This is a genomic window from Micromonospora sp. AKA38 (assembly GCF_027925725.1).
Classification (GTDB): domain Bacteria; phylum Actinomycetota; class Actinomycetes; order Mycobacteriales; family Micromonosporaceae; genus Micromonospora.
On record NZ_BNEI01000007.1, the window covers coordinates 591,460 to 606,787 of the forward strand.

The 15,328-nt window shown below is 73.5% G+C and carries 11 protein-coding genes; 4 read left to right on the forward strand and 7 right to left on the reverse strand.

Translation table 11 applies throughout. The features are described from left to right. The first annotated feature begins 57 nt into the window (after positions 1-57). Entirely contained in the window at positions 58-561 is a 504-nt protein-coding gene (locus TPA0908_RS30050; protein WP_281943696.1) for a GbsR/MarR family transcriptional regulator, read from the forward strand. Positions 562-565: 4 nt separating this feature from the next. Here TPA0908_RS30050 and TPA0908_RS30055 read toward each other — a convergent pair whose 3' ends face one another. Both TPA0908_RS30055 and TPA0908_RS30060 read right to left on the reverse strand, forming a co-directional pair. Further along, positions 566-1,123, reverse strand: coding sequence for a response regulator (locus TPA0908_RS30055; RefSeq protein ID WP_281943698.1), 558 nt, complete (start codon positions 1,121-1,123; stop codon positions 566-568). Beyond that, positions 1,120-5,484: a HAMP domain-containing protein gene (locus TPA0908_RS30060; protein WP_281943700.1), complete on the reverse strand. Its 4,365-nt coding sequence runs from the start codon at positions 5,482-5,484 to the stop codon at positions 1,120-1,122. The genes TPA0908_RS30055 and TPA0908_RS30060 overlap by 4 nt, the downstream gene beginning before the upstream one ends. A 180-nt stretch (positions 5,485-5,664) precedes the next feature. Between TPA0908_RS30060 and TPA0908_RS30065 the strand changes: the two genes are divergently transcribed. Beyond that, positions 5,665-7,725, forward strand: coding sequence for a SpoIIE family protein phosphatase (locus tag TPA0908_RS30065; protein WP_281943702.1), 2,061 nt, complete (start codon positions 5,665-5,667; stop codon positions 7,723-7,725). An 18-nt stretch (positions 7,726-7,743) separates the two neighbouring features. On the opposite strand, the gene TPA0908_RS30070 is transcribed toward TPA0908_RS30065, so the two are convergent. Beyond that, positions 7,744-9,231 (reverse strand): FAD-binding oxidoreductase, encoded by a 1,488-nt coding sequence (locus TPA0908_RS30070; protein WP_281943704.1) that lies wholly within the window; start codon positions 9,229-9,231, stop codon positions 7,744-7,746. A 99-nt stretch (positions 9,232-9,330) separates the two neighbouring features. On the opposite strand from TPA0908_RS30070, the gene TPA0908_RS30075 reads away from it, so the two are divergent. Next, complete coding sequence (locus TPA0908_RS30075; RefSeq protein WP_281943706.1) at positions 9,331-11,424, forward strand: S9 family peptidase; 2,094 nt, start codon at positions 9,331-9,333, stop codon at positions 11,422-11,424. Positions 11,425-11,469: 45 nt separating this feature from the next. Here TPA0908_RS30075 and TPA0908_RS30080 read toward each other — a convergent pair whose 3' ends face one another. After that, the gene (locus TPA0908_RS30080) at positions 11,470-12,414 is read right to left on the reverse strand and encodes a threonine ammonia-lyase (RefSeq protein ID WP_281943707.1); all 945 of its coding nucleotides are present in this window, start codon (positions 12,412-12,414) and stop codon (positions 11,470-11,472) included. Positions 12,415-12,447: 33 nt separating this feature from the next. Between TPA0908_RS30080 and TPA0908_RS30085 the strand changes: the two genes are divergently transcribed. Then, positions 12,448-12,591 (forward strand): hypothetical protein, encoded by a 144-nt coding sequence (locus tag TPA0908_RS30085; RefSeq protein WP_281943709.1) that lies wholly within the window; start codon positions 12,448-12,450, stop codon positions 12,589-12,591. A gap of 1 nt (position 12,592) precedes the next feature. Here the strand turns inward: TPA0908_RS30085 and TPA0908_RS30090 are convergent, their stop codons facing one another. The 3 genes from TPA0908_RS30090 to TPA0908_RS30100 are packed head-to-tail and all read right to left on the reverse strand — an operon-like array spanning position 12,593 to position 15,326. After that, positions 12,593-14,095, reverse strand: a complete 1,503-nt coding sequence (locus TPA0908_RS30090) for an FtsX-like permease family protein (protein ID WP_281943711.1) — start codon at positions 14,093-14,095, stop codon at positions 12,593-12,595. Continuing rightward, positions 14,092-14,793, reverse strand: coding sequence for an ABC transporter ATP-binding protein (locus TPA0908_RS30095; RefSeq protein WP_281943713.1), 702 nt, complete (start codon positions 14,791-14,793; stop codon positions 14,092-14,094). The genes TPA0908_RS30090 and TPA0908_RS30095 overlap by 4 nt, the downstream gene beginning before the upstream one ends. Then, a complete protein-coding gene (locus TPA0908_RS30100; RefSeq protein WP_281943715.1) occupies positions 14,790-15,326 on the reverse strand; it encodes a PadR family transcriptional regulator in 537 nt (178 codons plus the stop codon). The genes TPA0908_RS30095 and TPA0908_RS30100 overlap by 4 nt, the downstream gene beginning before the upstream one ends. Positions 15,327-15,328 lie beyond the last annotated feature (2 nt).

Sequence of the window (15,328 nt, forward strand, 5' to 3'; positions counted from 1 at the left end):
TGTGAAGACAGTGAGAGGTGAGAGACGATCACCGGGATGACCGCCGAGGAGAAGACCATGAGCCAGCCCCCCGCGTACGACGAGGAAGAGGTCCACCTCTTCGTCGAGCGGATGGCGATGGCCTTCGCCGACGTGGGCTTCCCCCGGATGGCCGCCCGGGTCCTGTTCACCGTGATGAGCGCCGACGACCCGCTGACCGCGGCCGAGATCGCCGACCGGCTGGGCGTCAGCGCGGCGGCCGTGAGCGGCGCGGTCCGCTACCTGACCCAGTTCGCCATGCTGGTCCGCGAACCGGTCAAGGGCTCCCGGCGCGACCGCTACCGGATGCCCGACAACCCCTGGTACGAGGCGACCATCACCAAGACCAACCTCTACAAGAACTTCATCGACATCGCCGGGGGTGGCGTCGACGCGTTGCGCGGGCGGAGCACCCCGGCCGGGGAACGGGTCGCCGAGATGCGGGACTTCTTCCTCTTCGTACAGGAAGAGGTGGAGTCGCTCGGCGACCGGTGGCGGGCCCGGCGTGCCGCGACCGGGCACGGCGGCCCGGCCGGCGGCTGACCACTCAGCGGGTGTTGCCCCAGCGGGCCTGCTCCAGCAGATCCGCCGCCCGCTCCCGGGCCGCCGGGTCGTCGTCGGCGCGCAACAGCGCGGTCGCGGCGTCCACCGCCTCGGCGAGACGCCGCCACTGGAGGTCCCGCTCCCGCACCAGGTCCGACTGGGCGGCGAGCTGCCGGGTCTTCACCCACAGCTCGACGAAGACGGTCACCTTGGCCCGCAGCACCCACGGATCGAACGGCTTGGTCAGGTAGTCGACCGCACCGACCGCGTAGCCGCGCAACGCGAGCTGGGCGTCCTTGTCCGCCGCGGTGAGGAAGATGATCGGTACGTGCCGGGTGCGCTCCCGCCGCTTGATGTGGGTGGCGGTCTCGAAGCCGTCCATGTCCGGCATCTGGGCGTCGAGCAGGATCACCGCGAAGTCGTCCACCAGCAACTGCTTGAGCGCGGCCTCTCCGCTCTCCACCGCGACCGACTGCACCGGGAGCCCCTGGAGGATGGCCTCCAACGCCATCAGGTTCTCCCGCCGGTCGTCCACCAGCAGCGCCTTGGCCGTCTGCGTCACGCGTTCTCCTCGCCTCTGCTGCGGCCGATCCAGGAGGCCATCAGCCCGATCAGCTCGTCCAGGTCCACCGGCTTGGTGATGTAGTCGCTGCCGCCGGCCGCGAGCGCCGACTCCCGGTCGCCGGGCATCGCCTTCGCGGTCAGGAACACGACCGGCAGGTCCGCGAACCGGTGGTTGCGGCGGATCTGCGCGGTCGTCTCGTAGCCGTCCTGATCCGGCATCATCGCGTCCATCAGCACGATGTCCACCTCCGGATGCTCGGCGAGCTGGCGCACCCCGTCCACCCCGTTGTCCGAGTACAACACGGTCATCCCGTGCAGTTCCAACGCGGAGGTCAGCGCGAACACGTTCCGGACGTCGTCATCGATGATCAGGACGGTCACGCCGTCCAGCCGGCGGGTCGCCGGCGTCTCCTGCGGCTGCGGCAGCTCCATCGGCATGAGCAGCGACGACGACAGGCCCGCGCGGCTCGGCGACGGCGGCGCCGGCGCCACCACCGCGTCCGGCGCCAGCACGTCCGGTACGAAGAGCGTGAACGTCGAGCCCTGGCCGGGCGCGGACGACACGGTGATCGTGCCACCGAGCAGGCGGGCCAGGTCCCGGCTGATCGACAGGCCCAGCCCGGTGCCGCCGTAGCGCCGGCTGGTGGTGCCGTCGGCCTGCTGGAACGCCTCGAAGATCAGCGAGAGCTTGTCGTCCGAGACGCCGATCCCGGTGTCGATCACGGTGAACGCGATGACCCGCTGGGCGTTGGTCAGCGCCGGCACGTCGAAGACCGCGTTCTCGGCGGCCGGCCCGATGCGCAGCGTCACCGCCCCGTTGTCGGTGAACTTCACCGCGTTCGACAGCAGGTTGCGCAGGATCTGCTGCAACCGCTGGGCGTCCGTGACCAGGGCCGGCGGCAGCTCCCGGCTGACCCGCACCTGGAAGTCGAGCCCCTTCTCCTCGGCCTGCGGCGCGAACGCCTGCTCGACGTAGCCACGGATCTCGGAGAAGTGGACCTCGGCCGGCTCCACGTCCATCCGGCCCGCCTCGATCTTGGAGAGGTCAAGGATGTCGTCGATCAGCGAGAGCAGGTCCGAGCCGGCGCTGTGGATGGTCCGGGCGAACTCGATCTGCTTCGCGCTGAGGTTCCGCTCCGGGTTCTCCGCCAGCAGCCGCGCCAGCAGCAGCAGCGAGTTCAGCGGCGTCCGCAGCTCGTGGCTCATGTTGGCCAGGAACTCCGACTTGTACGCCGACGCGCGGGTGAGCTGCTGCGCCTTCTCCTCCAGGCCGAGCCGGGCCAGCTCGATCTCCCGGTTCTGCGTCTCGATGTTGGCCTTCTGCTCCGACAGCAGCTTCGCCTTGTCCTCCAGCTCGGCGTTGGTGCGCTGCAACTCCGCCGACTGGTCCTGCATCTCGTGCGCCAGCCGCTGCGACTGCGCCAGCAGCTCCTCCGTACGCCGGTTGGCCTGGATGGTGTTGACCGCGACGCCGATGGTGAGCACCAGCCGCTCCAGGAACGACAGGTGCAGCTCGGAGAAGGTGGTCACGCCGGCGAACTCGATCACGCCGAGCAGCTCGCCCTCGAACAGCACCGGCAGCACCACCAGGTCGGCCGGGGGCGTGTCGGCCAGCCCGGAGCGGACCACCAGCCGGCCGCCCGGCTGCGCCTTGACCCGGATCGTCCGGCGGGACAGCGCGGCCTGCCCGACCAGCCCCTCGCCGGGGCCGAACGTGACGTCGTGGCCCCGGGCCACGTAGCCGTACGAGGCGGTGAGCCGCAGCCGCATGCTGCCCTCGGAGCTGTCCGCCAGGAAGAACGCGCCGAGCTGCGCGTCGACCAGCGGGGTCACCTCCATCATGATCATGCGGCAGACCTCGCCCAGGTCCCGCTGACCCTGGAGCAGGCCACCGATGCGGGCCAGGTTGGAGTCGAGCCAGCCCTGCTCGGCGTTCTTCTTGGTCGTCTCCCGGAGGGTGACGATCATCTGGTTGATGTTGTCCTTCAGCTCGGCGACCTCGCCCTGCGCCTTCACGTTGATCCGCTGGGTCAGGTCGCCCCGGGTCACCGACGTGGAGACCTGCGCGATGGCGCGCAACTGCGTGGTCAGCGTCGAGGCGAGCTGGTTGACGTTCTCGGTGAGGTCGCGCCAGGTCCCGGAGACACCCTTCACCTGCGCCTGACCGCCCAGCTTGCCCTCGGTGCCGACCTCACGGGCCACCCGGGTCACCTCGTCGGCGAACGACGAGAGCTGGTCCACCATCGTGTTGACGGTGTTCTTCAGCTCCAGGATCTCGCCCTGCGCGTCCACCGTGATCTTCTGGCCCAGGTCGCCCCGCGCCACCGCCGTGGTCACCGACGCGATGTTGCGGACCTGACTGGTCAGGTTCGACCCCATCGAGTTCACGTTGTCGGTCAGGTCCCGCCAGGTGCCGGAGACGCCCTTCACCTGCGCCTGACCACCGAGCTTGCCCTCGGTGCCCACCTCACGGGCCACCCGCGTCACCTCGTCCGCGAACGACGAGAGCTGGTCCACCATCGTGTTCACCGTGGACTTCAACTCCAGGATCTCGCCCTGCGCGTCCACGGTGATCTTCTGCGACAGGTCGCCCTTGGCGACCGCGGTGGAGACCTGGGCGATGTTCCGCACCTGGGCGGTCAGGTTGGACGCCATCGAGTTCACGTTGTCGGTGAGGTCCCGCCAGGTGCCGGCCACGCCGCGTACCTGGGCCTGACCGCCGAGCTTGCCCTCGGTGCCCACCTCACGGGCCACCCGCGTCACCTCGTCCGCGAACGACGAGAGCTGGTCCACCATCGTGTTCACCGTGGACTTCAACTCCAGGATCTCGCCCCGGGCGTCCACGGTGATCTTCTGCGACAGGTCGCCCTTCGCCACCGCCGTGGTGACCGACGCGATGTTGCGGACCTGGGAGGTCAGGTTCGACGCCATCGAGTTCACGTTGTCGGTCAGGTCCCGCCACGTGCCGGAGACGCCCTTCACCTGCGCCTGCCCGCCCAGCTTGCCCTCGGTGCCCACCTCACGCGCCACCCGCGTCACCTCGTCGGCGAACGACGAAAGCTGGTCCACCATCGTGTTCACGGTGTTCTTCAGCTCCAGGATCTCGCCCTGCGCGTCCACCGTGATCTTCTGACCCAGGTCGCCCTTCGCGACGGCGGTCGACACCTGGGAGATGTTCCGGACCTGGCTGGTCAGGTTGCCGGCGAGCTGGTTGACGTTCTCGGTGAGGTCGCGCCAGGTGCCGGAGACACCGCGTACCTGGGCCTGGCCGCCGAGCTTGCCCTCGATGCCGACCTCGCGGGCCACCCGGGTCACCTCGTCGGCGAACGACGAGAGCTGGTCCACCATCGTGTTGACGGTGTCCTTCAGCTCCAGGATCTCGCCCTGCGCCGCCACCGTGATCTTCTGACTGAGGTCGCCCTTCGCCACCGCCGTGGAGACCTGGGCGATGTTGCGGACCTGGGAGGTCAGGTTCGACGCCATCGAGTTGACGTTGTCGGTCAGGTCCTTCCAGGTGCCGGCCACGCCCGGCACCTGCGCCTGCCCGCCCAGCTTGCCCTCGGTGCCCACCTCACGCGCCACCCGGGTCACCTGCTCGGCGAAGAGGCGCAGCGTGTCGGTGAGCGAGTTCATGGTGTCCGCCAGCTCGGCCACCTCGCCGCGCGCGCCGACGGTGATCTTCTGCGACAGGTCGCCCTTCGCCACCGCGGTCGCCACCTGGGAGATCGACCGCACCTGGCCGGTCAGGTTCGACGCCATGGTGTTCACCGAGTCGGTGAGGTCCTTCCAGGTGCCGGCGACGCCGCGCACGTCGGCCTGGCCGCCGAGCTTGCCCTCGGTGCCCACCTCACGGGCCACCCGCGTCACCTCGTCGGCGAACGACGAGAGCTGGTCGACCATGGTGTTCACGGTCCGGCCGATCCGCAGGTACTCACCGCGCAGCGGGCGCCCGTCGATCTCCAACGCCATGTGCTGGGACAGGTCGCCGTCGGCCACCGCCACGATGACCCGGGCGATCTCGGTGGCCGGCCGGCCCAGGTCGTCGATCAGCGAGTTGACCGCCCGCTGCCCCTCCGCCCAGGAGCCCTCCAGGCCCTCGTCGTCGAGGCGCTCGGTCAGCCGGCCGTCCCGGCCGACGATCCGGCTGATCCGGCGCAGGTCCAGCTGCTGCCGTTCCTGGAGCGACACCACGTCGTTGAACGCGTCGGCCACCTCGCCGGAGCGCCCCGCCCGCCGCGGCAGGCGGACCCGGAGGTCGCCACGAGCCACCCGCTGCAACGCCTCGACCAGCTCGCCGAGGAGCACCTCGTGGTCGGCGGCGGACGGATCCGCGCTCACCGACTGTTTCGCCGTGGTCATCATTCCTCGCTCAGCTCGGGGCCCACCGGCTCGTGCCGACACGCGGCCATCCCATCATTCTGCCGCGCGATCCGTCGAGGTCACGGCGGGCGGGGGCGCGTCACGGACGGTATCCGCCCGAGTTTCCGGGTTCGGCCGGGGCGCTTGGCACCCGGGGCGGCGGCGGTAGAGGATACGGAGGTGTCAGCGGAGGCGGGGCCGGCCCTGAGCGGCGGCGCGGACGAGCACGTCCGCCGCGTCCGCCTCCCCGCCGACCGGCGCACCCCCGCGGCGGCCCGGGCGCTGGTGCGGGCCATGCTCCTCGAAGCCGGTCTGCCCGAACTGCTCAACGAGGCGCTGCTGCTCACCACCGAGCTGACCACCAACGCGGTCGAGCACGCCCGCACCGAACTGGACATCGAGGTCGAGGCCGACCCCGCCGGGTTCACGGTCACCGTCACCGACTTCGCCTCCGGCCCGGTCGACGAACTGGTCGTCGGCGTGCGCAACACCACCGCCGACATCACCGAGGTGGCCGCGCGCGGTCGTGGCCTGCTGCTCGTCGACCACTTCGCCAGCCGGTGGGGCACCACGTACCTCCCGACCGGCAAGGGCGTCTGGTTCCGCCTGGACCGGCCCGGTCGGGGCGGGCCCGCCCGGCTGTCCGCCGCACCGGCCCGGGCCGACACGGAACGCCCGGACCAGGGCACGCCGAGCGCCGCGGCGATGAGCGAGCTGATGCAGACCACCCCCGACGCGTACGCCGACGATCCGCTGCCCGAGTTCGCCGCCGGACTGCTGACCCGGGTCGGCGAGATGGTGGGCGCGGCCGGCGGCACGGTCCGACTGGACCGCGGGGACGGGCAGGGCACCCAGGTGTTCGCCCGCTACGGCCGGGCCCCCCGGGAGGGCAACGAGCTGCTGCGCGTCCCGCTCGCCGTGCACCGCCCGTACGCCGGCGAGCTGGAGCTGGACGCGGCGCCCTCGGCGTACGCCCGGCCGCTCGCGGTGCTGGCCGCCGAGCGGCTGTCGCTGCACCTGGAGAACGACCGGCTGCGTCGCGCCGACGTCCGCCGGTCCGCCTGGCTGACCTTCCTCGCCGAGGCGAGCGAGCTGCTCGCCCAGTCGCTCGACGTCGAGCTGACCATGGCGCTCGTGCCGCAGCTCGTGGTGCCCCGGCTCGGTCAGTGGTGCGCGGTGCACACCGCCGACGAGTGGGGGCGGCTGCGCCTCGCCGCGTCCAGCCACGCCGACGAGGCGATGCTGCCCCATCTGCACCGGGTCCTCGCCGAGACCGGCCCGGACTCGATCCAGTCCCGGCTGCGCGAGGCGTCCCGCAGCCAGACGCAGGTGCCGCTGGGCGGGCCGATGGAAGGCTTCGCCGTCCCGTTGATCGCCCGCGGGCAGCGGCTCGGCACGCTCGCCGTGGGCCGCCACCAGCGGCACCGGCACGACCCCGACGAGGTCTCGGTGCTGGAGGACGTGGCCCGGCGGGCCGCGCTCGCCATCGAGAACGCCCGCATCCACGCCGAGCGTCGCCGGGTCGCGCAGACGCTCCAGCAGTCGCTGCTGCCGCCGGTGCTGCCGGTGGTCGAGGGCATCGGCTTCGCCGCCGAGTACGTCCCGACCGGCGACGACGCCGAGGTCGGCGGCGACTTCTACGACGTGGTGCCGCTGCCGGACGGTCGCTGGCTGGTGGTGGTCGGGGACGTCTCCGGCAAGGGCGTGCAGGCCGCCGCCGTGACCGGCCTGGTCCGCGACGTGATCCGGGTGCTGGTGGGCGACGGCAAGCCGCTGCCGGAGGTGCTCGGCCGACTCAACGAGACGCTTGTCGAGCGGGGCGGCGGGCGCTACTGCACGCTCGCGCTGGCGGCGGTCACGCCCGGCGACGGCGACCAGCTCGACGTCGCCCTGCACCTGGCCGGCCACGACCGGCCGGTGCTGCTGCACGGCGGTGGCGGCGCGACGTTCGTCGGGGCCAGCGGCACCGCGCTCGGCCTGCTCGACGCCATCACCACCCCGACGGCCGAGCTGGCGCTCAAGCCGGGCGACGCGCTCATCTTCTACACCGACGGGGTGACCGAGCGGCGGCGCGGCCGGGAGCTGTTCGGCACCGAGCGGCTGCGTGAGTCCGCGGCGCCGCTGGCCGGCTACTCCGCCGACGTGGTCGCCGCCCGCCTGCGCGCCGCCACCATCGCGTTCTCCGCCGAGCCTCCGCGCGACGACATCGCCGTCCTGGTGCTCCGCAACGACATCCCCTGATCGTCCACCGGGCTCGGGTCAGAGGCCGCCGGGGAGGCGGCCGGGGGCCAGCCGACGGTGCGGATCCAGGTGCGCCTTGGCGCTGCGCAGTCGCGGCAGCGCGGGCAGCTCGCCCCAGAGGTCGACGCTGCGGCGCACCGGGGCCGGCGCCGCCACCACCACGCACCGGCCCTGCCGGGCGATCAGCACGCTGCGGACCGCGCTGAGGATCGAGGCGACCCGCTCGGGTGCCAGCGACCCGGGCAGGGTGGCGTACGCGGAGCCGATCCCGGCGGAGCCGCGCACCGGCATCGGGGTGCCGGCCGCGTCGCGCAGCGCGTAGACCGCGGCGTGCAGGTCGGTGGCGGGCAGGTCGATGCGCAGCGCGGTGTCGCCCGGGGCGAACGGATAACGGCCCCACCACTCGGGCGCGTGGTGGTTGACCACGGCGTCACCGCCGAGCACGGCGGTCAGTCGCTCGGCGCGTCCCGCCACGTCGGACGGGCCGCCCTCCAGCAGCACCACCAGGCTGCCCACCGCGGGCCGCCCGGTGACCGCCGGATGGTCGGGGCGGCCGACCACCGAGGGATGGCTGGCAGGGATCCGGCGGCGGGGCAGGGGGATCGGGACCGGCAGGTCCAGCTCGACGGCGGCCGGATCGACCCCGGCGGCCTGCACCGCGCGGACCAGGTCGGGCAACTCCAGCGGCGACCAGAGCGGGCGGGACACCCAGACCCGGCCGGCCGGCGCCGCGTGCACCCGCATGGTGGCCGAGACCAGCACGCCGAGGCCGCCCTGCGAGCCGCAGAGCAGCCGGGCCACGTCCAGCCCCGGCAGGCCGCCGGGCCCGAGGACCGGGTCACCAGCACCGGCAACCGGGCCGCCGGCACCGAGGCCGCCACCGGCCGTGCCGACGGCGACGAGGCCACCGAGGTCGAAGCCGCCCGTCGGGGCCGCGCGTTCGAGGCGTGCCGTGCCGGACTCGCCGACGCTGACCAGCTCGCCGTCGGCGTCGAGGTAACGCACGCCGACGAGTTGCGCGCACGGGCTGCCGTGCCGGTGGCGCAACGGGCCGGCCTCGTCGGCGGCCAGCACCCCGCCCAGCGTCGCCCCCGGCGAGGGCGCGTCGACCGGGAGCCGCCGGCCGGTGCGGCCCAGCGTGGCCTGGACGGCCCGCAGCGGCGTGCCGGCGCCGATCTCGGCCACCGCGGCGTCCCTCGGCTCGTGCCAGACGCCGGCCAGCCGGCCGGTGTCGAGCATGATGTCGACCCGGCCCGGGGCGGCACCCCAGTCGATCTTCGTGCCGGCGCCGCGCGGCACCACGGTCAGGTCGTGCGCCGCCGCCAGCCGGAGCACCTCGGCAGCGGCACGCGGGCCGCCCGGCACGGCCACCCAGCGGGCGGTGCGGCCGGCCACCTCGTCGGCCGGGCCGGCGAAACGGGCGAACGGACGGCCGCAGATCTCGGCCAGCTTCCGGGTGATCTCAAGGGCTCCGGGTCGGTCGGTGGAACGCGCAGCAGCCGCCATGGCGGCAATCGTACACATGTTCGAAAATGCTGGCGGCGCGTCGCGGGCTTCGCGCGGCGCGGAGCCCGGCGGTGGTCCGCCGACCGGTAACGTGACGCCGTGACCACGACCCCACAGCCCACGGCGAAGCGCGTTCCGGCCGAGCGGACCCACCACGGTGACACCGTCGTCGACGAGTACGCCTGGCTCGCCGCCAAGGACGACCCGGAGACGATCGCCTACCTGGAGGCCGAGAACGCCTACACCGAGGCGCGCACCGCGCACCTGGCCGGGCTGCGGGCCGAGCTGTTCGAGGAGACGCGCCGACGCACCCAGGAGACCGACCTGTCGGTGCCGACCCGCAAGGACGGCCACTGGTACTACACCCGCACGGTCGAGGGGCAGCAGTACGGCGTGCGCTGCCGGCGCGCCGTCCGCCCCGGTGAGACCACGCCCCCGGTCAGCGCGGACGGCGCCCCGCTCGACGGCGAGGAGGTGCTGCTCGACGGCAACCAGCTCGCCGAGGGGCACGACTTCTTCTCGCTCGGCGCGTTCGACGTGAGCCCGGACGGTCGCTGGCTGGCCTACTCCACCGACTTCTCCGGCGACGAGCGGTTCACGCTGCGGATCAAGGACCTGTCCACCGGTGAGCTGCTGCCCGACGAGGTGCCCGACACGTTCTACGGCACGGCGTGGTCCGGTGACGCCTCCACGCTGTTCTACGTCACCGTGGACGACGCGTGGCGGCCGAACCGGGTGTGGCGGCACACCGTCGGCACCGGCCCGGGCGAGGACGTGGTGGTCCACCAGGAGGACGACGAGCGGTTCTGGGTGGGCGTCGAACTGACCCGCTCCGAGCGCTTCGTGGTCATCGACATCCACAGCAAGATCACCAGCGAGGTCCGGGTCATCCCGGCGGCCAACCCCACCGGCGAGCCGGCGATCGTGGCCCCGCGGCGGCAGGGCGTCGAGTACGCGGTCGAGCACCACGGCCACCGCTTCCTGATCCTGCACAACGACGGCGCGGAGGACTTCGCGCTGGCGTACACCTCGGCCGACGCGCCGGGCGACTGGACGCCGTTGATCCCGCACACGCCGGGCACCCGGCTGGAGTCGGTCGACGCGTTCGAGAACCATCTCGTGGTCTCGCTGCGCAGCAACGGGCTCACCGGGCTGCGGGTGGTGCCGGTCGGCAGCGACGACAGCTGGGACATCGACTTCCCCGAGCCGATCTACAGCGTCGGGCTGGACGCGAACCCGGAATACCGCACCGGCGCGATCCGACTGCGCTACGCCTCGCTGGTCACGCCCGAGTCGATCTACGACTACGACCTGACCGGCCGCGAGCTGACGCTGCTGCGACGCAAGCCGGTACGCCCCGGCCCGGACGGGCGGGCGTACGACCCGGCCGACTACGAGCAGCACCGGGACTGGGCGCTGGCCGACGACGGCACCCGGGTGCCGATCTCCCTGGTCTGCCGCCGGGACACCCCGCGCGACGGTTCCGCGCCGGCGGTCATCTACGGCTACGGCTCGTACGAGGCCAGCATGGACCCGTGGTTCTCGATCCCCCGGCTGAGCCTGCTCGACCGCGGCGTCATCTTCGCGGTCGCGCACATCCGCGGCGGCGGCGAGCTGGGCCGTCGCTGGTACGACGAGGGCAAGCTGCTGGCCAAGAAGAACACGTTCACCGACTTCGTGGCCTGCGCCCGGCACCTGGTCAAGGCCGGCTGGACGGCCAGCGACCGGCTGGTCGCCCGGGGCGCCTCGGCCGGCGGCCTGCTGATGGGCGCGGTGGCCAACCTGGCCCCCGACGCGTTCGCCGGGATCGTCGCGCAGGTGCCGTTCGTGGACGCGCTCTCCTCGATCCTCGACCCGTCGCTGCCGCTGACGGTCACCGAGTGGGAGGAGTGGGGCAACCCGCTGGACGACCCCGAGGTCTACGCGTACATGAAGTCGTACACCCCGTACGAGAACGTGACCTCGGCCGACTACCCGGCGATCCTGGCGGTGACCAGCCTCAACGACACCCGGGTGCTGTACCACGAGCCGGCCAAGTGGATCGCCCGGCTGCGCGCGCTCGCCCCGCAGGGCGACTACCTGCTCAAGACCGAGATGGGCGCCGGCCACGGCGGGCCCAGCGGCCGGTACGACTCCTGGCGCGAGGAGGCGTTCGTCAACGCGTGGACGCTGGACCGCCTCGGCCTCGCGTAAGGAGGGGCCCCTTGTTAACGCCCAGCGTTAACAAGGGGCCCCTCCTTACGCCCCGAGCGCTGCGGACAGCACCGCCGGGTCGGCGTTCCCGCCGGTGACCACCGCGACCGTCCGCCCGGCCGGCAGCTCGTCGCGGTGGAACAGCCGGGCGGCCGTGGCGACCGCGCCGCTCGGCTCGGCGACCAACCGCGCGTCCCGCAGCAGCCGGCCGGCGGCCGACATGATCTCGTCCTCGGTCACCGTGACGATGCCGTCGAGCCGCTCCCGCAGGTGCGCCAACGTCAGCGCGGACAGGTTGGTGCGCAGCCCGTCGGCGCAGGTCCGGTACGTGCGTTCCACATCCCACACCACCACCTCGCCGGCGGCGAGCGACTCCACCGCGTCGGCGGCCAGCGCCGGCTCCACGCCGATCACGGCGGTCGACGGGCGCAGCGCCTTGACGGCCGTCGCCACGCCCGAGCCGAGCCCACCGCCGCCGACCGGCACCAGCACCACGTCCACGTCCGGCAGGTCGGCGACGATCTCCAGCCCGATGGTGCCCTGCCCGGCGATGACCGCCGGGTGGTCGAACGGCGGCACCAACGCCGCGCCGTTCTCCGCCACGATCCGCTCCGCCTCGGAGACCCGGCGGGCCCGGGGCACCAGCCGTACGTCCGCCCCGAGCGCCCGCATCCGGTCCACCTTGACCGCCGGCGCCCCGTCCGGCACCACCACCGTGCAGGGCACCCCGAACGTGCGGGCCGCGTACGCCAGCGCCTGCCCGTGGTTGCCCGAGGAGTGGGTGACCACCCCTCGGGACCGGGCGGCCGGGTCGAGCCGGGCCACCGCGTGGGTGGCGCCGCGCAGCTTGAACGATCCCACCGGTTGCAGACTCTCCGGCTTGAGCCACAGCCCGTCGTCCCAGGCGGCGGGCAGCAGCGGGGTCCGCAGCGCGGTGCCCGCCACGTCGTCGGCGGCGGCCCGGACGTCGTCGATCGAGATCAGCTTCATCGCACCATCCTGCCTCCCGCCTACACTGCCCGGGTGAGCGACGAGGAGCAGCCGGCGGCGCGACGCGGGCCGACCTGGCTGATCCTCGCGGTGGTCGCCGCCGCGCTGGTGGTCTGCTGCTGCTCGACCGCGATCGGCCTGGCCGTCGCCGGCCCCGCCGGCCTGCTCGGCCGCTGACTCAGGTGGTGCGCAGCTCCTCCACCGAGGTGGCAGCGCGCAGGAAGAGCAGGCCGGCCACGACCGTGACCAGCACCGCCGCCAGCCCACCCGCCGCGAACCAGGCGAGCTGCTCCCACGGTACGTCCGGCGTGACCGTCACCTTCGGCACCCATTCGGTACGCGGCTCGCCGCCGTTCGTGCCGCACCCCGGTGTGCCGGCGGCGCAGACTTGCTGCACGAAGCCGCCGCCACTGGGAGCCGGCATCAGGCCGGCGACCAGCAGGTAGCCGACGGCCAGCGCGAGCCCGATCGCCGGCACCGCCGGGGCGAGCGCCGCCCAGAGCAGCGATCGACCGATGGTGGCGCGGGGCACGCCGGTGGCCACCTGGGCCGCGTACGCCCGCCGTCGGCTGGTGATGCCCTCGACCACGGCCACCAGCAGCCCACCCGCGGCGATCGCCATGGCCACCGCGACGGCCAGGTCGACCAGGTCCATCGCGCCGAGATAGAAGTCCGGGTTGGACAGGCCGCCGCCGGTGCGACGGAACAGTTCCACCTCGGCCTGGAAGTCGGCCCGTACCCCGGCGGCCCCGGCCCCGAAGATCAGCGCGGCCAGCAGCGCGGCGAACGTGCGGCTGCCGGCCCAGGGGTCGGCGGTGAGCCGGCGCGCGGCGAGCAGCGTGGCCGGACCGCGCCCGTGGCGGTGCAGCAGCCGGCCGGTGGTGTACGAGATCCAGCCGGTGCCCGACACCACGCCGATCATGGCGGTCAGCCCGCCGAGCGTCAGCAGCAGCGGCGCCACCGAGTCGGGCGGCGCCTGGTCGCGCCGCTCGTACCACAGCCCGATCGGCCGGATCGCGGCGAACGACGCCAACGCGACCAGGATGAGCAGGCCCGGCCACGGCCACGGCGCCCGCGTGCGGACCCGGCGTACCACGCCGAACGGGGTGGTGGTGACCCGACGCAGCAGGAGTGCGCTGACCAACGCGGCGACCAGCGGCAGGCCGAGCACCACGGCGGCCACGGCCACCGGGCCCGGGTGCACGTCGGTGGGCAGCGGCAGCCGCCCGTCGGCGTCCGGCCGGTGCAGCAGCCGGCGGCCGACCTCGAACACGGCCAGGCCGGTGCCGGTGCCGAGCAGGCTCGCCACCCCGGTCTCGGCGACCGCGAGCCCGGTGACCTGGCCCGGGGTGGCCCCGGCCAGCCGCAGCGCGGCCAGCCGCCGGTCGCGCCTCGGCGCACCGAGGCGGGCGCACTGCCCGGCCAGCCCGAGCACCGGCACGCAGAGCAGCAGCAACGCGAACGCGACGCCGGGGCGCAGGCCGGGCTCGCGCAGCAGCCCGTTGGTGTACTGCTCGGACTGCGTCCACTCGTTACCCGGCGGTTTCGCCACCGTCAGCACGGTCAGCGCGGCCAGCCCGGCCAACGTCGCCAGCGCGGCGCTCAACGCGGTCAGTGCCACCCGCGCGCCGTCGGTGCGGGTGCCGGCCAGCGCGAGTCGCAGCAGCGTGCCCGGCCTCACCGCGTGCCGCCCGGCAACGTCGGATCGAGACCCAGCCCGCTGTGGTCGACCATGCCGTCGCGCAGGCTGACCTCCCGGTCGGCGTACCCGGCGATCCGCGGCTCGTGCGTGATCAGCACGACCGTGGTGCGTTGCTCCCGGGCCAGCCGGACCAACTGGGTGAGCACCTGCTCGCCGGCGAGCGTGTCGAGCGCGCCGGTGGGCTCGTCGGCGAAGAGCACCCGCGGCTCGGTGACCAGCGCCCGGGAGAGCGCGCAGCGCTGCTGCTGCCCGCCGGACATCTCGCCGGGCCGGACGTCGGCGACCTCGGCCACGCCGAGCCGTTCCAGCCAGGTGAGCGCCGCCGTTCGCGCCGCCCGTCGTCCCGTGCCGGCGAGAAGCAGCGGAAGCGCGACGTTCTCCGCCGCGGTCAGCTCGGCGACGAGCTGACCGAACTGGAACAGCACCCCGAACTCGGTACGGCGCAGCCGGGAGCGGGCCGTCTCCGACCACGTGTCGATCCGCTCGCCCCGCCAGGTCACCTGGCCCGCGTCGGGGCGCAGGATGCCGGCGAGGCAGTGCAGCAGCGTGGACTTGCCGCAGCCGCTCGGGCCGGTGACCGCGAGGATCTCGCCCTCGGCCACGTCGAGCGTCACGCCGCGCAGCGCCGGTGTCGGGCCGTACGCCCGGACCACGCCGCGCGCTTCCAGGAACGTCACGAGTGCACCTCCCGGTGCCAGTCGGCGACCCGGTCCAGGGTGGTGTGCAGCCACCGCAGGTCCGCGTCGAGGTGAGCGATGGCGAAGTCGGCGGCGACCACCTCGTCGAGGTGGGCACCGGGGGTGGTCTTGACGGCGGTCAGCTCGCGCAGCCGTGCGGTGTGCGCCCGGCGCTGGGCGATCAGGTAGGCGCGGGCCTGGTCGGCGTCGGCCACCAGCAACGCGACCACCACCTTGGCGAAGAGCGTGCTGGCCACGTACGGCATCGGTGGCTCGACGGTGGCCAGCCACCGGTCGAGCGTCGCCCGTCCGTCGTCGGTGAGCGCGTAGGCGGTGCGGTCCGGGCCGCCCTCCCGGCCCTGGCCGGACGGCGTCACCAGGCCGTCCCGGTGCAGCCGGGCCAGCGTGGCGTAGACCTGGCCGAAGGCCAGCGGGCGGGCCCGGGGCAGCCGCTCGTCGTGGGCGCGCTTCAGCTCGTAGCCGTGGCGCGGCCCGGCGGCGAGCAGCCCGAGCAGAACGTGCTGTGTGGACACGG

Coding starts and splice junctions, on each gene's coding strand:
- TPA0908_RS30070 (WP_281943704.1), bottom strand. CDS start 9,231: ATGGCGGCTGCTGCGCGTTCCACCGACCGACCCGGAGCCCTTGAGATC.
- TPA0908_RS30060 (WP_281943700.1), bottom strand. CDS start 5,484: ATGACCACGGCGAAACAGTCGGTGAGCGCGGATCCGTCCGCCGCCGAC.
- TPA0908_RS30050 (WP_281943696.1), top strand. CDS start 58: ATGAGCCAGCCCCCCGCGTACGACGAGGAAGAGGTCCACCTCTTCGTC.
- TPA0908_RS30080 (WP_281943707.1), bottom strand. CDS start 12,414: ATGAAGCTGATCTCGATCGACGACGTCCGGGCCGCCGCCGACGACGTG.